The sequence below is a fragment of the Aureibaculum sp. 2308TA14-22 genome (assembly GCF_040538665.1).
GTDB lineage: Bacteria > Bacteroidota > Bacteroidia > Flavobacteriales > Flavobacteriaceae > Aureibaculum.
On record NZ_JBEWXT010000001.1, the window covers coordinates 2684848 to 2706115 of the forward strand.

Genomic DNA, 21268 nt, shown 5'->3' on the forward strand with positions numbered 1-21268 from the left:
ATTATTGTTTAATCAATTTTCCTAAGAAGTTTCGATTTGTATTTTTAAGATTAATTTTTAAAGAGAATTCGTTGTTCTCTGTCCAATCCAATTTTGTAGTCTTAACTAATTTAAGAAGTTTTTTCTGATCTTTATTTAACGGAATATCAAGTGGATTTTCCATATATTTTTCAGCATTAAAGTAAAAATTTAGTTTTGAGGTTGTAACCATAGAAGCTGACTGTTTCTTTTTTTCTGTAATATACAATTCAAAATTTTCTTCAACATCAGCAGCCAAAAATTTATAGATAGGAATAGCTGTAAAAACAGTGTCATTTTCTATTATTTGAATTGCATTTTTACTGTAAAAATAATCTGATAGACTAGAAGACTTTTCTTGCCCTAAGATTAAGCTGAGTGTTGGAATCTTCTTTTTTTGTGTAGATTTTATTTCAACTTTATTAAAATCATCATCATACTCATAAGAAACTATGGTATCTGTTTTTTGTTCTATAGAAGCGATGTTCATATTAAGTTTACCGTTCCATTTATCAATTATAGAATCTAATGACAAATGAGTTATTTCATTAAACTTTTCTTTTTTATCTGCCAAAAATTGTTTGAAAGTTGAGTTATGTCTATTTATTTTTCCTGACAACGAAACAATACCATTTTCATTTGGTGTTTGATTTACATTAGTAACAAACAAATCAGAATCTAAAGCACCTTGAAGTTCAAAAAACCCTTTATTGAAGTCAGCTTCCAACCAATCATCGCCTAAAGAAAAGCTAATATCACTTTCACTATTTATCAAAGGTTTTAAAATAGTATCGTCTTCACGTAAATAATCTTTTATATCAAACAATGAAATTAATAGCGGAAAAATAGTAGCCTTTTTATCTGACTTTAATCCCAGAATCAATTGTTCATCTTTAATAGCCAATACAATATTGGCTTTGGTGTAAAAAATGATTTTGTTCTCTGTATGCTTAACGAACTTCTCTTTTACTAAAAAACGAGACAATTTTTCCAAATCAGTAATGCCAATAACGCTACTAAACCAATTGTCTTTAAGTTTATTTGAGTTGGAATAAAACAATATATTCCTGGGAATACTAACCCCATTGTTAAGCGAGACTCTTGGTTTTTTTAAAGAATCTTTTCTTTTGCGAGGTTTTAAATAGGTAATAGGGTTTGCTAAAAAATCGAACAACAAATGATTTTCTATTTGCCTAAGGTTTACATTAACCACTTTGGTAGCATTGGCAGGAACTCTATTTTCAAACACTTGCGATTGTTTATATCGCCATAAATAAAGTACAACTATAATAACAGCAAATACAATAAAAAAATAGAGTGCCTTCTTACGCATAATTGCCGGATATTACATCATAAAATCAATAAAATCTAGTAATACCTTTAAAGAGTTTTCGCGATTATTTGCAGTTTCTAAAACAAATTCAGAAACCATATTGTTACCCTTCATCTTACCTGATTTGTAATAAACATTGTTTAAATTATCAGTAGCAAATGAAACCATTTTCTTCTCGTCTTTTCTTAACTCTTCAGCAGGAATTTTAGCGAGTAATTTTTTAACATCTAAATACATAACCGCTGCATTTTTGCGAATCATTTTTTTATGATCTCCCAATACTGAAATTGGATTAGCACTCACAATATTAGCTATTTGCTTTTCCGAAGACGTAATAAATACTATTTCATCTTTGATTACGGCATATAAATCAAAAGGTGTTTTGTTAGGCAAATTCATTTTATAATAATTGGAATTTTGTTCCAACGCCTTATGCTTAACACCTAGTTTAATTAACTTAAAAAGCAATGTCTCGTTTTCTGAGCCTATCATAAAAGTAAATTCAGGGCTCATTTCCATTTTTGTTTTTTCAACTTTCGTTTCGTTATAATCATCATCATACTCATAAGTAGAATAAGTAACTTCTTTTTCGCCCAAATCATTTAAAATAAATAACATATTTCCAGTAACCAAGTCACCAATAGCCTCCTCGTCTAATAATATTGAGAACAACTCAGAGCTAACTTCCATTTCATCTTTAAAATCAGGCAACATACCTCCATAAATGTCTGATATTAAGTTGGGATACTCATCTAAAACAGCCTCGGTATTCATAGCTATACTAGTGTAGCCTATAATTTCATTTTCATTAAAATAGTTGAAAAACGATTGGTCTATTTTTGACTTGTACATCTTTTTTATAGCTTTTTTCCATCTATCGTTAACTTCCATGTTATAAGTAAGTCTTGCAGCGTCTTTTTCAAAATAAAGATTACCGCTCATGGTTCCAAAACCTAAATTATTGTAATTCATATTTAAACCGCCTGCTCCTGCTAAATAACCTAAACCACCCATCATTCCACTCATTAGTTCTCCATAACTATTGACCCAAGCCGATGCTGCCGCATTTTTATCTATAGATTTTAAATAGCTTTTGTTAGCTAGTACTGAAGCACCGTTATAGTTGAATAATTTAGCAGTGTAATTAGTAATCCACTCACCAACAATTCTTCTTTTAAGTATGTAAAGATCTTCCTCTTCACTCTCAGCTTCCTTCATAAACCGCTCTTTATGTTTATCAAAATAGCTATATGACCTGTCACCTACAGTAAATAAAAGTGTATTATTATTCCACTTAATAGAAGTGTCATACTCTAAAATACTATTTACATCTCCTGTTTTTACAATTTTACTTGAAGTTGAGGAATCCAATACTTTTTCAAAAGCATTCCTATCTTTTAACTTAATTATAAAATTATGATATGAAATACTATCAGTGGGTTGATAAAAATAAAAAGCTTTTGATTTTAAATTAAACCCAAAATCAGCTAGACTGTTAAAATCAGGATTTTTTCTACCTACTTCTTTAATAATTTCTTTAGCCAAAGCATTATTATTAAACTCTGTTAAAGAAATTAATTCGAGCAAATTTTCACCGTTAACGGAAATCACTGCTTGGGCGTTAGCTGGAATTTTACTTTCTAATCGTTGTGCAAAACCAATTGTGGTTGCAACTAAGGCTAGGGTCAGGATTATCTTTTTCATAACTTATTTATCTAATTTAATTTGATTTTTGATTGATTTTTTTTGATTGATAATATCTTGAGCAGATATTTTAAGCATAATAGCTTTCTTACTTTTTGAAATTTTAGCTACATTATTTTTAGTTGAAGCTATTGGATGCGGAAAACGATAAATAGTTGTTATGGATGCCGTTTTAAACACCTCTCTGTCTTCCATTTTTGTTTTTTTAATTTCCTTTGCTAAATCGTAATGATAGCTTCTTGTAAAAAGTTGATTGACCTTATTGTAATCAAAATGTTTATGGTTTTTTATCCTTTTCGCCTCTTCTTTAGAACTAAAATTAGAAACTACCGTATTTAGGGCATCTACATCATTAAAATTACATGAAAGTGTAAAAATGAATTCCTCCATATCAATTGAATTAGTAACATTGCTAATACCTTCTGTATTTTTAACTGTCTTTACCATTTCGGAAAAATGTTTTCTAATTTCTTGCTCCGATGGCACTTTGTAGTTATTTACACTATCCAATAACATCATTGAGTTTATTTTTGTTTTGCTTCGGCTTAAGTTTAGTGTTAATGTGACCTTTCCAGAGCCGTCATCATTTAAAGACACCTCTTCAATTATCTCGAAGCAACTAGAACAAATTAGTAGCAGAGCAAAAACAAAAATAGATTTGATTTTTTTAATCATAATATTTAATACGCATTTATAACGTACTTTTTTTAGTTGAATTACATAACCTCTCCCGGAATTACAAAAAAAGCAATTCTGACCTCTCCTGAGGAGAGGTAAAGCGGAAAGTATTTACATTTCAATTATTAATTTAGATTTTTTATTATCCCTAACATCTTCATAAACCATACCTAAACTATTTTGTTCTTTAAAAATTGAAGTAATACTTACGGTTCCTCCTTTTTTTCTACCCATCATCACATCAATTTTTGGATCACCAATTCCAGCAGTGTGATGAAATTTTAAAATACTCTCTTGAGTTATTTCATTCTTCTTTTGCCATTTCTCAAACCAATCCCACCGTAATTGTTTCACATCCTCATCATATAAAGTTGAAGACGACCAAATTTGAGGTTTTTGTGCTTTTGCTTTTAGATGTTTTTCTTCACCATCCCAAACAAATTCCAATAATTTCAAATCGACATTCCAATCGACAATTACTAACGTAAATTGTTCTACTCCATTCAAATCAATAGCATTCAATCCTTTACGGACATCATCGATTTTAAGCAACTCTTTTACAATTAACCCTCTACTCTTTTTATAACTGGCCAACGAAGTGTGATGCACATATCCCCCGTTTAACAAGCAAATCAACCTGTTTTTTGAACTTGTACCAATCCATGATCCACCCGCTTTTCCGTCTTTGGGGTACCAAAGTTTGACACCATCTTCAACATATTCCTTAGGATGCGAAGCCTTTTCACGAGAAAACGGAATATCCCTACTCGAGGTCAGGATAAAATCCGTTTTGCTTAAAGGGAGAAAGGTAACTGTACACATTAATTAACTATTGGTTAGGGTTTGATGTTAAAATTTAATAGTACAAATATGAGCTTAAATTGCAAGTTAAAAAACACTCAAAACCGTAAAAATTAAACCCCTGAAAATGGGGTTATGTAATTTATTATTGGTGCTTGGTTTTTGTTGTTTACTATTTGTAACTTTGCGGCAAAATTAGTCGAATTTTATAAAAATACATAACATATGGCAAGCGGATTTTATAACGTACCCAAAGCGGTAAATGAACCTGTAAAAACTTATGCACCTAATAGCCCTGAAAAAAAGAGTCTATTAGATACTTATAAAAAAATGTACAATGAAAAGGTAGATATTCCTTTTTATATAGGTGGAAAAGAAATAAGAACTGGCAATACGGTTTCTATACATCCTCCTCACAATCATAAACATACCGTAGGTCAATACCATAAAGCAGAAAAAAAGCATGTAGAACAAGCTATTGCAAATGCACTTGAAGCACGTAAAACTTGGTCAAAAACTTCATGGGAACACCGTGCTGCTATCTTTTTAAAGGCTGCTGAATTATTGGCTGGACCCTATAGAGATAGAATGAATGCCGCCACAATGATAGGACAATCAAAAAATGTAATGCAAGCAGAGATTGATGCCGCCTGCGAAATGATAGATTTCTTTAAATTCAACGTTGAATTTATGACGGAAGTTTACGCTAATCAGCCCATTTCTAGCCCTGGAATTTGGAACAGAATGGAATATAGACCTCTGGAAGGATTTACCTATGCAATTACGCCTTTTAACTTTACGTCAATTGCAGCCAATCTCTGTGCCGCACCTGTAATGATGGGTAATGTATGTGTTTGGAAACCTTCAGATAGTCAAGTGTATTCTGCACAAGTGATTGTTGATTTATTTAAAGAAGCTGGCGTACCAGATGGTGTTATAAATGTGGTTTATGGCGACCCTATAATGATTAGTGATACCATTTTAAGCCATCCTGATTTTTCGGGCTTGCACTTTACAGGCTCTACACATGTGTTTAAACTATTATGGAAGCAAATTGGTAACAATATAAATTCTTACAAAACCTATCCAAGAATTGTTGGAGAAACTGGAGGTAAAGATTTTATTTGGGCTCATGCCTCTGCGAATGCCAAACAAGTTGGTACAGCCATTGTAAGAGGTGCTTTTGAATACCAAGGGCAAAAATGTTCAGCGGCCTCTAGAGCATATATACCAAAAAGTTTATGGGCTGATGTTAAAAAAACAGTTACTGAGCAGGTTAAATCCATCAAAATGGGAAGCCCTGATGACACATCAAACTTTGTAAATGCGGTAATACATGAAGCATCTTTTGATAAAATTTCAAGCTATATAGATCAAGCCAAAGCGGATAAAAATGCTGAGATTATTGTTGGAGGTGGTCATGACAAAACCAAAGGGTATTTTATTGAACCTACTGTTATTGTTACAGATGACCCCAAATACACAACTATGTGTACAGAATTATTTGGACCCGTAATTACCATTTATGTGTATGATGATGTAAAATGGAAAGAATCTTTACAATATGTTGATGAAACTTCAGAATATGCTTTAACCGGTGCTATTTTTAGTGGAGATAGGTATATTATTGATTATGCCACAAATGCATTAGAAAATGCTGCTGGTAATTTCTACATCAATGATAAACCCACAGGAGCTGTAGTTGGACAACAACCTTTTGGTGGTGCTAGAGGCTCTGGTACTAATGACAAAGCGGGCTCTGTTTGGAACTTGTTACGTTGGGTTAGTAACAGAACTATAAAAGAAACTTTTGTACCGCCTACGGATTATAAATATCCCTTTTTAGGTGAGTAAATAATCTCAAAATATTGATATAAAACCGCGACTTAAGTCGCGGTTTTTTGTTAATTAATCTAATCATTATTCCAATTGGGTAATTAAATTGTTAATTTTAAGGTCTAAAGCTTTTATAATGAAAAATACTATTAGTTTATTAACTCTTTGTCTTTTTTTTACGATCAATTACGCAAACGCTCAAGATTCCTTAGCTGTAAAAATAACGACAAAAGATAGCATTAATATTAGTGCAACTTACCATTTGCCGAAAATTAAAAAAGCCAAAATTCCAGCAATTATACTAATCCACCAAGGCGGTTCTTCAAGAGAAGAGTGGTACGGACTATCAATTATTGATAAATTATTAACCCAAGGTTACGCTGTATTTGCTTATGATGTAAGACTACACGGTGACTCTGATAAAGACGAAGGCTCACTTTCAGATCTTTTTAATAACCCCAACCGAGCTCCAAACGATTTACAGGCAGTTATAAAATTTCTACAAAACGATTCACGAATAGACAAAAACCGTATTGGTATTATAGGTGCGTCTATAGGTGGTAATTTGGCATGTATGGCTTCAGAAAACGAAAATATTAAATCTGTAGTTGTGCTATCTGCTAAAACAAGTGCCGCTCAAAATTTAAGTGGAAAAACCGATCCAATTGTTCCAAAAAACGCCTTTTACATAGCCTCTGAAGAAGAACAAAAAGGAATGCGAAAAAAATGGGCTGAAGAATTATATAAAATAACATTGGGCGAAAAACGAATAGAAATAACAAAAGGCAACAAACATGGCTCTTATATTTTAAGAGATTTTAAAGACACTGAAGACCATATTATAGATTGGATATTAAAAACACTCTAATTGCATTAACCCTATGAAAAAATTAACACTCTTATTGGCAGTTATTCTAATTAGCAATTCTATGCAAGCACAAGAACAGGTAAAATGTTTAATTGACACTTCTCTTGGCAAAATAGAAATTGAATTGTATCAAGATAAAGCACCTATTACTGTTGGTAATTTCTTACAATATGTCGATAATTCCGCCTACGATAATAGTAGCTTTTTCAGAACCTGTACTGCCGAAAATGAAGCAGATAGGGAAATTAAAATTGAAGTGATACAAGGCGGAAATATCCCAGAAGAAAAACAACAACCGCCAATTAAAATTGAAACTACGGAAACGACAAGTATTTTACATAAAAATGGTACAATTTCTATGGCAAGAAGCAAACCTAACAGTGCCACAAGCAGCTTTTTTATCTGCATAAACGATCAACCAGAATTAGACTTTGGTGGTAAACGAAACCCGGACGGACAAGGTTTTGCAGCTTTTGGACAAGTAACTAAAGGTATGGATGTAGTTTTGAAAATTCAATCACAAAAAAGCGAAAATCAATACTTAACAAAACCCATTGAAATTTACTCTATTAAGAGAATTACTAAATAAAATCTAACCTTATTATTTCGTCATCATGAAAAAACTAGTCAATTACTTTTTACAAGGTTTATTATATATTGCTCCACTAGGCATTACAGCATATATTATTTATGCTGTTTTTACCTTTTTAGATGGTTTACTGCAAGATTTATTGCTCAAATTTTTTGATACTAAAATTCCAGGTTTAGGTGTTTTAACATTGATATTATTTTTAATTTTTGTAGGTTTTTTAGGTCGTACTATTATTGCCGACCCATTACGAAAAGTATTTAAAAACTTGTTGGCACGTATCCCGTTATTAAATTTTATTTACTCCGCTTTTAATGATCTGTTTTCTGCTTTTGTGGGTAAAGAAAAAAAATTCAGCGAACCCGTTTTGGTAAAAGTCAATCTGAATTCCGATTTAGAAAAACTGGGCTTTATTACTGAAGAAAATTTAGAATTATTACACCTAAAAGATAAAGTTGCTGTATATTTTCCACATTCCTATAATTTTTCTGGCGAATTGTTTATTGTTCCAAAGGAAAATATTACACCAGTTGACATTAACTCTAGCGATGTGATGAAATTTGTAGTGTCTGCTGGGTTAACAGGTTGGAACAAAGAGGAGGTTGAGCAAGCTGAAGAGTAGTGAAAATCATAACTTTTGATTTGATTTTTTCAATAAAAAATACGACCTTCGTTTAACGTCAATTAAAAAACATAAAAACGATTTTTTACTAAGTCGTTGCCAGTAATTTGACCAAAACCGTAACCAATGAAAAAAGGTTGTAAAATAACCCTAATAATTATTGCTTTTATTTTCATAGGCGGACTAATTGGCGGATACTATTTCTTGAAAAAACTAGGCGAAGCTTTCGGTGCCGAATGTGAATTAACTAATGAATGGACATTTAAAGAATATCAAATCAAAGAATATCGATGTATAGGTTGGGCCGGACCACCTTGGTATCCGATGGACATTTATAAAGACGGAAAAGAAATTGCCAGTGATGTAATAAGACAAGATTCCTGCCTCATACGGTTTCGAAAAAATAAGCAACAGTATGTTGACCTCAATACTTGTGAAAATTCAGTTAATACATTTAAAGCGGATAAAACCTTGCTTAATCTTTCGGCAATTGATTCTATTCGGATATACTCGAATAAAGAGAATCGGACAAAAATGTTGAATAAAAGCGAAACAAAAAGAATAGTGCGTGATTGGAATACAAGCAAAGTATTCGATTTTAGAGACAAACCATTTGACTCAATTTTCTATCCGGATTTCGATTACAAACTTTATATTTATCAATATGGACAGAAAACGGAATTTATAACAGGTAGTCATCTAATGGCGGGAAAAAATAATTGGACTTATTTGATGTCACCTGAAATGGATACGGATTATTTTAATAATATTTGGAATGAGGAATAAAAAATTACAGGCAATACTGTGTCTAATTCATTGCTTGGTTATAGCCTACTTACGAAAATCACTATTTTTACATTATAGCAAACAAAAACAGGTTTACATATGAAAACAACGCAAATATTAAAACTCCTAATCTTATTTGCAAGTGTTGCGTTTTTGTCTTGTGCCAATAAAAACAATGAAAGTTTAACTTCGGCAGATGTTGTTATCTATGGAGGCACTTCAGCAGGTATATCAGCTGCTATTGAAACTGCACGGCTTGGTAAATCGGTTATTTTAATAGAACCGACAAATCGGCTAGGCGGACTTACTACCGGAGGTCTTGGGCAAACCGATATTGGTAATAAGCAGGTTATTGGTGGTATTTCTCGCGAATTTTATCAAAACATAAAAAAGCATTACGAAAATTCCGATAACTGGGTTTGGCAAAAAAGATCGGAATATAAAGACGGTGGACAAACACAAACCACAAAAAATGAAGATGCCATGTGGACATTTGAACCCTCAGCAGCCTTAGAGGTTTATCATGAAATGATAAAAGGTCTTGACATTAAAATTGTTTACAATCAACGTCTCGATAGAAAAAATGGAGTTTCAAAAAATGGAAAGTCTATCACATCCATCACAACGGAATCAGGCGAAAAATATACAGGGAATATGTTTATAGATGCAACTTACGAAGGTGATCTATTGGCAACGGCAGGAATATCATATACTGTTGGAAGAGAATCGAATACCAAATATGGTGAAACTCTAAACGGAATTCAGGCTAGTAAATTTGGCACAACCCTAAATGGTTCAGTTTCTAATAATAGTGTTTATCATAATTTTATTGCTGGTGTTGATCCTTATGTAGTAAAAGGCGATTCATTAAGTGGACTTCTTCCTTTTATTTCTCAAAATGGCTCTGGTATTGAAGGGCAAGGTGACGAAGGAATACAAGCGTACTGTTTCCGAATGACCCTAACGGATCATCCTGAGAATAGAATACCTTTTACAAAGCCAGAAAATTATAATGAACTGGATTATGAATTACTATTCCGTAACTATGAAGCCGCCAAAGGACCTATTGAAGAAATGTATTCTTATGGTGACCGCCTAGTACCTTGGATTAATTCTGCAATGCCCAACCGAAAAACAGACACCAACAATCAAAAAGGATTTTCAACTGATTTTATTGGACAAAATTGGGATTATCCTGAAGCTTCTTACCAAGAGCGTGAAAAAATTATTGAACGGCATCGTCAGTATCAACAAGGGTTAATGTGGACATTGGCCAATCATCCTCGTATTCCAAAAAAAGTAAAAGATAAAGTATCGCAATGGGGTACATGTAAAGATGAATATGAACGTGAAGATGGTTGGCAACAACAACTGTATATCAGGGAAGCCAGGCGAATGGTAGGTGATTTTGTTATGAGTCAAAAACATTGTGAACGCATTGAGGTTGTACCCGACGGCATTGGTATGGCAGCCTACGGGATGGATTCTCATCACATAAAGCGTTATGTAAATGCTAAGGGTTATGTAGCCAATGAAGGTAATGTAGAAGCTCATGTAAAAGGTCCATATCCCATTAGTTATCGCTCTATTGTTCCTAAAAAAGAAGAATGTTCTAATCTATTGGTTCCAATATGTTTGAGTGCCTCTCATATTGCTTTTGGGTCTATCCGTATGGAACCCGTATTTATGGTTTTGGGCCAAAGTGCTGCGGTTGTTGCCAGTTTAGCCATTGATGAAGGTAAAGCAGTTCAAGATTTAGAATATAACGATATAAAAGAGGTATTGCTTCAAAATGGTCAAATACTAGAGTAAAATTAATTGAAAATAATAAAACGATTTTTTACTAAGTCGTTGTGCACAATACGAAAAATGATATTCCGGAACATATTTATCATCCTAATTTTGATTTTAGTTTCGTGCAAATCAGCCAAAGTGGAAACTCAAACCGAAAAGCCGAAATCTGAAATAATTGAGTCGGAATTTCCTAAACAAATCGGTTTTGTAAACGACTTTGAAAATATCTTTACCGAAGAGGAAACTAAATTTCTGGAAAATTTACTGATTTATTATAAAGAAAATTCTAATAGACAAGTTGCAGTCATTACATTAGATTCGATTCCAAAAAACACGGAATTTGAACAGTACGCAATCAGAATGTCTGACAATTGGAATATTGGAAAAAATAATGACGGAAACGGACTTACTGTTGTATTGAGCAAATCGTTGCGAAAAATAAGAATATCGACAACCGAAAAAACTCGTTACTATTTGACAGACGAGTTTTGCAAAAAAGTAATTGATGAAAATATGATTCCCGAATTTAAAAACGGAAAATATTACGATGGACTTTTACTCGGACTTAATGAATTGCTAAGGAAATGGATATAAAAGTACTGTGTACAACAATGCATAACCGCAATTACGGCGGATTCGACTACGTCCGAATCCACTCGGAATTGCTAAAGTCTGTGTTAAACCGAAAATAATCGCTAATTTAACCCGTAACTGACGGTTATACAAGACCGTTAAACGAAACCCCATTTAAGGCCTATATTTCAACGGCAAATGCACCACTTTTTTAGTCTTAAAAAAATCTTCGGTAAAATAATCGGATAAATTATAAATAACGGCTTTCGGAAAATTGGCAAGTTCTTGGGTCAAATCGCCCCCTTTTAAGTAGAGAATTCCATTTTTGAGTTCGTGCCTTTGTTTTTTAACCGTTTTTTTGCGTGTCCATTTTACAAAATCGTCCATATTGGTAACGGCACGGCTAACGATAAAATCGAATTCACCTTTTACGCTTTCTGCTCTGGTATGTTCGGCTTTTACATTTTTTAACCCCAAGGCATTGACAACTTCTTTTACTACTTTTATCTTTTTACCAATGGAATCTACCAATAAAAAATGCGTCTCGGGGAATAAAATGGCTAACGGAATTCCAGGAAACCCACCACCTGTTCCAACATCCAAAACCTTGGAATTCGGTTTAAATCCCTGTACTTTGGCAATCCCTAACGAGTGCAATACATGCCTTTCATATAAGGTGTTAATATCCTTTCTGGAAATGACGTTAATCTGAGCGTTCCAATACGTATAGAGCTGCTCCAATTGCTTAAACTGATTAACTTGTTCATCAGTTAAACCTTTAAAATAGGTTAAAATTTTTTCCATAAAATTGAATTGCAAAATTACAATAAAAAATTTCTAAAACAGGTAATATTTGTATTAGCTAAAGAAATATGAATTTTTTATTTTGCCTCTCCCAGAACTACAAAAAAAGTAGTTCTGACCTCTCCGAAGGAGAGATAAATTTGGAAATCCTCTGGTAAAAACATCGGGAATTATTTTAGTTTTATTGTTAAAAAATATACAAATTAGATTTCAAAACCGTTGGAACAATAAAAATTATTAAATTTGTACCTTACTTTAAATAGACTTCAACGTATGTCAAATACCACCATTAAATTTTCCAGAGTAGATTCCGCAAAATTTTTTAGAACACTTAACAAGCGAATCAATACCTATTTTAAAGAAAGAAACCTAAAAAAAACGGGCAATTGGAAACTGTACCTAAAAGCTGTTTTTATGTTTGCTTTATTAATTACGCCTTTAGTTTTAGTACTTACATTGCCTTTGCCTTGGTGGGCACAAGTTTTATGTATGATGTTGGTAGGTGTTGGCATGGCAGGTGTGGGGATGAACGTTATGCACGATGCCAATCACGAGTCTTTCTCTAGCAAAAAATGGGTAAACAAACTGATGGGCAGCAGTATCTACATCCTAGCCGGAAATGATTACAACTGGAAAGTACAGCACAATGTACTACACCATACATATACAAACATTCATGAACATGACGAAGATATTGATGCCGGCAGGGTTATTCGATTTTCAAAACATGCCAAATGGCACAGGTTTCATAAATATCAAAAATATTATGCCTTTTTATTGTATGGATTGTTAACCGTAAACTGGGCCATAACAACGGATTTTAAGCAAACCTATCAATATCTAAAAAAGAAATTATCATACGGTAAAATGCCAAATGCGGCTACACAATGGACCAAATTGATTATCGGTAAAATAATTTATTATGCCATATGGATAGCCCTACCGTTAGTTGTGGGTATTGCTTGGTGGAAAGTACTTATCGGGTTTTTTATTATGCACTATACCGCAGGTATTATTTTAAGTGTAATTTTTCAATTGGCCCATGTTATGCCCAACACAGAAATGCCGTTACCGGATGGTGAAGGCAATATGAAGAACACTTGGGCAATTCATCAATTATACACTACTTCTAATTTTGCTCCTAAAAACTGGTTGGTACGCTTTTTTACAGGTGGTTTAAATTATCAAGTTGAACATCATTTATTTTCTAATATCAGTCATATCCATTACAAAAAATTGGCTGAGATTGTTAAAAGTACTGCAAAGGAATTCAGCCTTCCTTATAATGAATACAGAACATTTAGAAAAGCCGTAATAGAGCATTACAGGCAATTGGATGTTTTGGGGCGTAAACCGTCAATGGCATAAATTATTTTACATTTTTTATTAATTGGTTTAAAATCTAACTTTTAAACCAATTAATAAGTATTTACTAAAGTTTCTGCTTTTTAATTTTTAATTTTGTTGCTCAATTTTTTAGTAAATAATTATGCAACAACTATCCGATAGAATCAACAACCTTCCCGTATCAGAAACCTTGGCAATGGCAGCTAAAGCCAGAGAACTTAAGGCTGAAGGCAAAGACATTATAAGTTTAAGTTTAGGTGAACCCGATTTTAACACGCCCGACTTTATCAAAGAAGCCGCTAAACAGGCCATTGATGATAATTACAACTCTTACACTCCCGTCAATGGCTACCTAGAATTGCGAGAAGCTATTTGTAGAAAATTTAAGCGTGATAATAACTTAACCTATAACCCGAACCAGATTGTAGTTTCTACAGGGGCCAAACAATCTATTGCCAACGCGGCTTTGGTATTGCTAAATCCTGGTGATGAGGTTTTATTGCCTGCTCCCTATTGGGTAAGTTATTCGGCCATTGCAACTCTGGCAGAAGCTACCTATAGAGAAATTCCTTCGAGCATTGAAACCGATTTTAAAATTACACCTGAGCAGTTAGAAGCGGCAATTACACCAAAAACAAAATTGATATTTTTCAATTCTCCAAACAACCCAAGTGGTACCGTTTATACCGAAAACGAGTACAGGGCATTTGCTAAAATATTAGAAAAACACCCTAATATTTATATCTTATCAGATGAGATTTACGAACATATAAATTATGGTCAACCTAATTTTAGCTTTGCCAATATTGATAGCATGTACGATAGAACCATTACCGTAAATGGTGTGGCCAAAGCATTTGCCATGACCGGATGGAGAATTGGTTATATGGGAGCTCCAGAATGGATAGCAAAAGCCTGTAATAAAATGCAAGGACAAGTAACCTCTGGGGCAAATTGTATTGCACAACGTGCAACAATTGCGGCCTTGGATGCCCCTGTTTCTAAAATTCAGTTTATGGTCGATGAGTTTCACAAAAGACGAGATTTGGTATTAGACCTACTATCAGAAATAGAGGGCATTAAGACCAACACACCAAAAGGAGCTTTCTATGTTTTTCCCGATGTATCTTCCTATTTTGGTAAAACCATAGATGGTGTAACCATTAACAATGCTGGAGATTTTTCCATGCTACTTTTAGAAAAGGCAAATGTTGCCACAGTTACCGGAGGGGCTTTTGGTGCTCCAAATTGTATCAGGCTATCTTATGCCGCATCAACCGAAGAGTTAAAAGAAGCTTTTAAGAGAATTAAAAATATACTGAATTAATGGCATTTAAAATTAAATTTCATACAAAATGGGCAGATTTTGATGCCAATAGACATATGCGTCATACCGCTTATAATGATTATGCTGCGGAATGTAGAGTTCGTTTTTTAACAGAAAACGGTTTTGGTATTGAACGTTTTGAAAAAGATAATATTGGTCCGGTTCTATTTAAGGAAGAAACCACTTTTTACAGAGAGATAAAGTTAGGTGAAGATATAACCGTTGAACTGTTTTTAGCTGGCATGTCCAAAAATGGCGAACGTTTTAAAATGTTCCATAAAATTTTTAGAGAAGATGGTGTCTTGGTAGCTGAAGTAAAAATATATGCCGCTTGGCTGGATTTGGAAAAAAGAAAGCTGATATCCCCTCCAACCGATTTGGTAGAAAAAACCTTGAACAATTTAGAAAAGGTTGAAAACTTTGAGGAAATTACTTTAAAAAACAAATCAGAGGTTTGAAAAGAAAAGCCATTGTTTATCCTATTGTTATTCTTTTATTGAGTTTAATCGTTTATCTTTTTTATCCTGAAAACAATAAAAATGATACCGGGATAAATACAGTTCAAAATTCGGAATTTAACTACTTGCCCACTTCTACAACCAACGTAATTATTGAGCATCAAAATTATGCACTTTCATATAATGAAGAATATGAACAAGCGGAATGGGTGGCCTACGAATTAAAAAAAGAACATCTTTCAAATACAAACCGAAAACGCCCTTATTTTATTCAAGATAAAAAAGTAAAAACGCAATCGGCAGATTATAGAAATTATAAAAACTCGGGTTACACTAAGGGTCATTTATGCCCTGCTGGAGACAGAAAGTTTTCTAAAGCAGCTTATGACGAAACTTTTTTAACCTCAAATATTTCTCCACAAAAAAGTAATTTTAATGCTGGGGTTTGGAATAGGTTAGAGCAAAAAACACGTTATTGGGCAGGCAAAGACAAACAACTATTTGTTGTTACTGGAGGTGTTCTTGAAAAGAATTTACCCAATATAGGTCAAGAAAAAGTTGCAGTACCCAGAAAGTTTTATAAAATATTACTGGACTATTCTGAGCCGGAAATTAAGGCAATTGCTTTTCTCGTTCCGCATAAACAATCAAAAGCACCGCTCTATTCTTTTGTAGTTTCTATTGACAGTATCGAAAAATTGACCAATATTGATTTTTTTCCGGCATTACCGGATGATTTGGAATCAAAATTAGAAGCCGGTTCCAGTTATAAAGACTGGAGTTTTTAGTATTAGATTTCAGTACTTGTTTTCAATAGTGTAAGCAATCTGGTCATTTCTTCGTTCTGATTGGTAAAAAGTAGCAAAGCCAATAACGGAAGGGCAATTAAATAATTAACAAAATTTATACATAGCTTGGTAATTCTTTTTTTCATTTTTGGGCCGGTTTAGCGGTTGATAAATAGCTAACGTAAAACTCCCCGGGAAAATTGTTTTGATAAATAAAAACTTTTCGGTTTACTAAAGGTTTTTTTTAAAGTAAAGGCGGAGAGACTCGAACTCTCACATCTTGCGGCACTAGATTCTAAATCTAACCGAGGTAGAGAGAAAAGCTCTAAATGTTTAGTTTTTACTTGTGCTTTACAATATCTTGCCGTTTTCGTCCGTATAAATTTTGATTTTATTACTGTGTTTACTCAAGTACAGCTTGTAGCGAATGTTTTCTTCTTTACCGGCTTTATGCTTCATTTTGTAAATGTCTTTTGTGATGGTCCATCTAGGGTATTCTTTGGCAACCATATTTCTAACTGGGGCTGGTAATGGTACATTTACACCTTTTTCCGTGGTATAGATAAGTTTTCCGTCCTTTATTGTACAGGGCTGTCAACACATCATTGCCTTTTTTGAGTTTTATTTCGTAACTGCCATAGTTACCTTTACCAACTTGTCCGTTTCGATGATAATATCCTCTTCAATAAAGTTTACTGGTATGGTGTAGAATTCATCTAGTTCATAATCTGGAAAATCTTCTATGACTTCATCAATTATCACTATGGGTAACTCTTCCTTGAGGATCTTCGCTTTAAAGATGACCTCTTGGGCGAATGATTGTAAAGAAAAACTTATCATAATAATTGATGCAAGAAGAATTTTTGGGACTAATGCTCTTTTGTTTTCATTTTTTCTCTATTTAAATGATTAATAATTGTTAATTACATAACAAAGTTCCAAAAGAGAGAAAGGCATTCAAAGCGATTGAGGCATCTGTAAGTACACATTTCTGATTTTTGAACTAGAAAGGTCAAAATATGCTTCAGTTTAGGCTTTTGGAAAAAAAAGAATTTAAACCGAACCAAAGTCAAACACTATTTTAACTTTGTATTTTAATTTAATGCCGACCAGTATAAATGACCTTACACAGAAAACGTAACAAAAACCTTGGCCTTGCCGAGTTAATCGCCATAGCTTTAGGTGGAATGGTGGGTGGGGGAATCTTCACCATACTAGGAATTTCCGTTTCAATGATTGGAAACCTTACTCCGATTGCCATCATTATTGGTGGTATAATAGCCGCTCTTGCTGCGTATTCCTATATAAAACTTGGGCTTTTCTACAAAGACGAAGGTGCAACATATTCTTTCTTTAAGCGTACGTATCCTGGCTCACCATTCGCCGCTTCCGTAATAGGATGGTACGTGGTTTTTGGATATATCAGTACCTTGGCATTATATGCTTATACATTTTCTTCCTACGCTATAAGCAGTACATCTTTCGCAGAAGATATTTGGGTACGTAAAGGTGTGGCTTGGGCGGTAATTGCAGTATTTACAATCATCAATGTTTTAAGCGTAAAAGGAATGGGTAAACTGGAAGATTTAATGGTTTACACCAAACTGCTTATTCTTACTATAATATCCGGTGTACTCATCAGTAATGGTAATACTACTTTTGAAGTATTTATTGACAATTTTGCAAAGGACGTCGAGAGCTCTAGTATTTTAAGCATATTAATTGTATCGTCAATCACCTTTGTTGCCTATGAGGGGTTTCAATTGGTAATCAATGCGGTTAACGAAATGTCAAATCCAGATAAGAATATTCCTCGGGCCATTTATTCTGCCATTGTACTTGCCATACTAATCTATGTGGTTATTTCTGCAGGAGCACTATTTGCGATACCAACAGAGGACATTATCAAAAATAAAGAATATGCCTTGGCGGCAGGTGCGGGAAATGCTATTGGAACGCTAGGTACCAACCTAGTGATTTTGGGTGCTATATTGGCCACAAGTAGTGCCATTAGTGGTACTGTCTTCGGCTCTTCGCGTCAGGTCGCGGCCATTGCCTCTGATGGCTACTTGCCCAAACTACTATCTATTCACAAAAAGCAAATCCCTGTCAATGCCATTATAGCCATGTCTTTGACCGCAAGTATTATGATATTGATTGGTGGACTAGAGCTAATTTTAGAATTTGGCAGTATTACATTTTTGTTGGTTTCGCTCTTAATGGCCATAGCCAATCATAAAATTAGAGCAAGAACCAATTCGTCTTCTGTAATAACTATCGCATCCATTATTGGTCTGGGTTTTGGTGGTGTCTTAATCCTATACTATGAATTCTCACGAAAGTGGAACGAAATGTTGATTATAGTCTTGTTATATATTGTCTTGCTATTTGGTGCTTGGTTCTATGCAAAATTAAAGCACAAAAAGCTTATCTTTAAAAAGGAAAATAGTGTACCCAAACAAAAAAACCCTCAAAAATGAGAGGTTTTAAGACTGCAATTTAACAGTTAAATAAGTGCGGGCGGAGAGACTCGAACTCACACCTCGCGGCACTAGATACTAAGTTCAGGAGAAATCTAGCGTGTATATAATTAAATATCTCATAATTAAATTTTTAGACTTTTCAAAGTTCAATAAAATTTGATTGAATTTATCCTATTTTGAACGTTTGTTGTACCTATGTTGTTGTACCTTAAATCATCTATACTTCAACTATTTTCTTCTTAGATTATTGATTCATTGCCATTTCGTGGTCGTATTGACAACAACCTGGTAAATCTTTATAGGCTTCTTCACTTCCTGCTACTTTTTCAGTATCATAACCTGAAGCTGCAATTGCCTTGTGAATTGCCATTGCGTCTGTTTTGGTATCATCAAAAGAGACATCAATTTTCTTTTTATCGACATCCCAATTGGCACTTGTAACACCTTCAACACTATTGGCAGCTTTTTCAATGGTTTTTTTACACATTCCGCAATTACCTCTTACACCAAAAGATAGCTCTGTCATAGCCATTTCTTTTGACATTTCAGTAGTTGATGATTCAGTTTCTTTTTTGGTTTCGTTTTTACAACTTGTTAAACCTAATGCTGCTATTACAGCTACACTTAAAATTACTTTCTTCATTGTTTTAAAATTTAATTGTTATTACTTGATTTATTATTATTCTATTATTTGTTTTACTTCTCCACAGGTTAGCATAGCATCACCAAAATATGGATTGAATACTTTTTCTTCTTTGCTCAACCAGTATGCACCATTGTTATTATCTGCCATTGGACAAAATTCCACATACACTTTTTCCTTAACACCAAACAGTTGTACAACATTTATTAAGTGTGATGATAGATGTTTGAAATGGTCTCTTTGTGCTTTTATATCGGACGTTTTAGAAATAGATGTAGCAGAAGATTTTATTTCTTTTACTAGTGACATCCAATGTGTGTGAGCGTTATTCTCTGATAATAATTTCATATCAACTTTGCTTAAATTGTTTAATAAACTTGTTGCATTATCTGAAGTGTTTTTTGAATCTTCTTTAACTAAAGCATCTTTTAAATTGATATAGTCATTGTAAACAACTTTTAACTGTTCTTGAAATTTATCTGATACCGGTAATCGTTCATTCATATTGGTATGGTCACTTTCTTTTTTTGAGGCATTATTATCCATTCCTAAGTGCCCTTCGTGACCAGTCATTGTTTTACCACTATCTTTATTCATCATAGATTTTTTACCTTGTAATTGTGCTGCTGCATCTACTGTAAATGTTCCGTTAGTTACTATTTCATTTCCAACAAATAAGCCTTCTAAAACTTCATATTCATTACCAATTTGATTACCTAAAACAACTTCACGCATTTCAAAAACGGTTTGGTCTGGATTTGTTTTTAAATAGACAACAGAACGTTCACCTGTCCATAATACAGCAGATGCTGGAATTGTTAATACCTCACCATTACTGCTTGAAATTCGTTCAATAGTTGCGGTTACAAACATTCCTGGTTTAAATACATCATTTTTATTAGTAAGCACTACGCGTAAGGTTACTGTTCTTGTTTTGGAATTCAAAATTGGGTCAATAAAATCTACTTTCCCTTTAAACTTCTTATTGGCGTAAGCGTTGGTAGTCACTAACACTTCTTGTCCCTTTTTAAATAAATCAATTTGATTTTCATAGACATCAAAATTTGCCCAAACCGTATTGAGGTTTGCAATTTTAAGCAATGGTTGTCCTTGTTTAATGTAATCGCCTTGTTCTACTAATTTTTCGGTAACTGTTCCTGAAACGGTTGCATAGACTGGAAAGTTTTCTTTTACTTTTTGGGTTTCTTCAATCTGATTGATTTGATTGTCAGAGAGCTTCCATAGTTTCAATTTATTACGAACCGCTTTGTATAATGCTGGCTGTGATTCTTTTAAAGAAGCTGCCGTAATCAGTTCTTGTTGTGCTGCATACAATTCTGGTGAATAAATAGTTGCCAATAGCTGACCCTTAATTACTTCTTCGCCTGTAAAACTGATATTCAAACGTTCTATTCTACCTGAAAAATAACTGACTTGTACTGCATTAGCTTCTTCATTTTCAGCAATTTTACCAGATAATTTAATCGTGTTGCCATCAACATTTCCTTTGCCTACTACTGTGGTTGTTTGAATATTAGCCAATGCCATAGCATTTTCAGTTAACTTGAATTGGTCTGCCAACAATCCATCACTTCCACTTTCCGCAGGAATTAAATCCATACCACAAATGGGACAATCACCTGGTTCTGGTTGCATAATTTGTGGATGCATTGAACACGTCCACATTTGATTGATTTCTGAAATGGCATCGTGATTATGTTTTGCTTCTTTTTTTGATGAACCACCAAAAATCAACCATCCTAACAACAACCCAACTACCAATATTCCGAAGTAAATTATATATTTTTTCATAGTG

General features: G+C 33.6%; 21 protein-coding genes. 12 read left to right on the forward strand and 9 right to left on the reverse strand.

Annotated features, from left to right (window positions below; translation table 11 throughout):
- Position 1: 1 nt before the first annotated feature.
- From U5A88_RS12065 to U5A88_RS12080, 4 genes are all read right to left on the reverse strand, one after another.
- Entirely contained in the window at positions 2-1351 is a 1350-nt protein-coding gene (locus U5A88_RS12065; protein WP_354206775.1) for a hypothetical protein, read from the reverse strand.
- Positions 1352-1363: 12 nt separating this feature from the next.
- The gene (locus tag U5A88_RS12070; RefSeq protein WP_354206777.1) at positions 1364-3055 is read right to left on the reverse strand and encodes a hypothetical protein; all 1692 of its coding nucleotides are present in this window, start codon (positions 3053-3055) and stop codon (positions 1364-1366) included.
- Positions 3056-3058: 3 nt separating this feature from the next.
- The gene (locus tag U5A88_RS12075) at positions 3059-3730 is read right to left on the reverse strand and encodes a hypothetical protein (RefSeq protein WP_354206779.1); all 672 of its coding nucleotides are present in this window, start codon (positions 3728-3730) and stop codon (positions 3059-3061) included.
- Between the two features lie 114 nt (positions 3731-3844).
- Complete coding sequence (locus tag U5A88_RS12080) at positions 3845-4555, reverse strand: NRDE family protein (RefSeq protein WP_354206781.1); 711 nt, start codon at positions 4553-4555, stop codon at positions 3845-3847.
- 204 nt (positions 4556-4759) lie between these two features.
- On the opposite strand from U5A88_RS12080, the gene pruA reads away from it, so the two are divergent.
- The 7 genes from pruA to U5A88_RS12115 all read left to right on the forward strand — a co-directional run bounded on the left by pruA (position 4760) and on the right by U5A88_RS12115 (position 11623).
- On the forward strand, positions 4760-6388 hold the full coding sequence (gene pruA, locus U5A88_RS12085) for an L-glutamate gamma-semialdehyde dehydrogenase (RefSeq protein ID WP_354206783.1): 1629 nt from the start codon (positions 4760-4762) through the stop codon (positions 6386-6388).
- Positions 6389-6506: 118 nt separating this feature from the next.
- Entirely contained in the window at positions 6507-7238 is a 732-nt protein-coding gene (locus tag U5A88_RS12090) for an alpha/beta fold hydrolase (protein ID WP_354206785.1), read from the forward strand.
- Positions 7239-7251: 13 nt separating this feature from the next.
- Positions 7252-7827, forward strand: coding sequence for a peptidylprolyl isomerase (locus U5A88_RS12095; protein ID WP_354206786.1), 576 nt, complete (start codon positions 7252-7254; stop codon positions 7825-7827).
- Positions 7828-7852: 25 nt separating this feature from the next.
- Positions 7853-8449: a DUF502 domain-containing protein gene (locus U5A88_RS12100; RefSeq protein WP_354206788.1), complete on the forward strand. Its 597-nt coding sequence runs from the start codon at positions 7853-7855 to the stop codon at positions 8447-8449.
- Between the two features lie 126 nt (positions 8450-8575).
- Positions 8576-9235: a hypothetical protein gene (locus tag U5A88_RS12105; RefSeq protein ID WP_354206790.1), complete on the forward strand. Its 660-nt coding sequence runs from the start codon at positions 8576-8578 to the stop codon at positions 9233-9235.
- A gap of 99 nt (positions 9236-9334) precedes the next feature.
- Positions 9335-11047 carry an FAD-dependent oxidoreductase gene (locus tag U5A88_RS12110; protein ID WP_354206792.1) on the forward strand — a complete coding sequence of 571 codons (1713 nt, stop codon included), beginning with the start codon at positions 9335-9337 and terminating at the stop codon, positions 11045-11047.
- A gap of 120 nt (positions 11048-11167) precedes the next feature.
- Entirely contained in the window at positions 11168-11623 is a 456-nt protein-coding gene (locus tag U5A88_RS12115; RefSeq protein WP_354206794.1) for a TPM domain-containing protein, read from the forward strand.
- 153 nt (positions 11624-11776) lie between these two features.
- On the opposite strand, the gene rsmG is transcribed toward U5A88_RS12115, so the two are convergent.
- Entirely contained in the window at positions 11777-12406 is a 630-nt protein-coding gene (gene rsmG, locus U5A88_RS12120; RefSeq protein WP_354206796.1) for a 16S rRNA (guanine(527)-N(7))-methyltransferase RsmG, read from the reverse strand.
- A 273-nt stretch (positions 12407-12679) separates the two neighbouring features.
- Here rsmG and U5A88_RS12125 point away from each other — a divergent pair, with 273 nt between their 5' ends.
- The 4 genes from U5A88_RS12125 to U5A88_RS12140 all read left to right on the forward strand — a co-directional run bounded on the left by U5A88_RS12125 (position 12680) and on the right by U5A88_RS12140 (position 16326).
- Positions 12680-13774 (forward strand): fatty acid desaturase family protein, encoded by a 1095-nt coding sequence (locus U5A88_RS12125; protein WP_354206798.1) that lies wholly within the window; start codon positions 12680-12682, stop codon positions 13772-13774.
- A 118-nt stretch (positions 13775-13892) separates the two neighbouring features.
- The gene (locus U5A88_RS12130; protein ID WP_354208181.1) at positions 13893-15080 is read left to right on the forward strand and encodes a pyridoxal phosphate-dependent aminotransferase; all 1188 of its coding nucleotides are present in this window, start codon (positions 13893-13895) and stop codon (positions 15078-15080) included.
- Positions 15080-15538: an acyl-CoA thioesterase gene (locus tag U5A88_RS12135; protein WP_354206800.1), complete on the forward strand. Its 459-nt coding sequence runs from the start codon at positions 15080-15082 to the stop codon at positions 15536-15538. The genes U5A88_RS12130 and U5A88_RS12135 overlap by 1 nt, the downstream gene beginning before the upstream one ends.
- Positions 15535-16326, forward strand: a complete 792-nt coding sequence (locus U5A88_RS12140) for a DNA/RNA non-specific endonuclease (RefSeq protein WP_354206802.1) — start codon at positions 15535-15537, stop codon at positions 16324-16326. Before U5A88_RS12135 ends, U5A88_RS12140 begins: the two co-directional genes overlap by 4 nt.
- Before the next feature lie 2 nt (positions 16327-16328).
- Here the strand turns inward: U5A88_RS12140 and U5A88_RS12145 are convergent, their stop codons facing one another.
- Together U5A88_RS12145 and U5A88_RS12150 are read right to left on the reverse strand one after the other, a co-directional pair.
- Positions 16329-16472: a hypothetical protein gene (locus U5A88_RS12145; protein ID WP_354206804.1), complete on the reverse strand. Its 144-nt coding sequence runs from the start codon at positions 16470-16472 to the stop codon at positions 16329-16331.
- Positions 16473-16947: 475 nt separating this feature from the next.
- Positions 16948-17166, reverse strand: a complete 219-nt coding sequence (locus U5A88_RS12150) for a hypothetical protein (protein WP_354206806.1) — start codon at positions 17164-17166, stop codon at positions 16948-16950.
- Between the two features lie 278 nt (positions 17167-17444).
- Between U5A88_RS12150 and U5A88_RS12155 the strand changes: the two genes are divergently transcribed.
- On the forward strand, positions 17445-18806 hold the full coding sequence (locus U5A88_RS12155) for an APC family permease (protein WP_354206808.1): 1362 nt from the start codon (positions 17445-17447) through the stop codon (positions 18804-18806).
- A 247-nt stretch (positions 18807-19053) separates the two neighbouring features.
- On the opposite strand, the gene U5A88_RS12160 is transcribed toward U5A88_RS12155, so the two are convergent.
- Both U5A88_RS12160 and U5A88_RS12165 read right to left on the reverse strand, forming a co-directional pair.
- Positions 19054-19452, reverse strand: coding sequence for a heavy-metal-associated domain-containing protein (locus tag U5A88_RS12160; RefSeq protein WP_354206810.1), 399 nt, complete (start codon positions 19450-19452; stop codon positions 19054-19056).
- 36 nt (positions 19453-19488) lie between these two features.
- Positions 19489-21264, reverse strand: a complete 1776-nt coding sequence (locus tag U5A88_RS12165; RefSeq protein WP_354206812.1) for an efflux RND transporter periplasmic adaptor subunit — start codon at positions 21262-21264, stop codon at positions 19489-19491.
- Positions 21265-21268 lie beyond the last annotated feature (4 nt).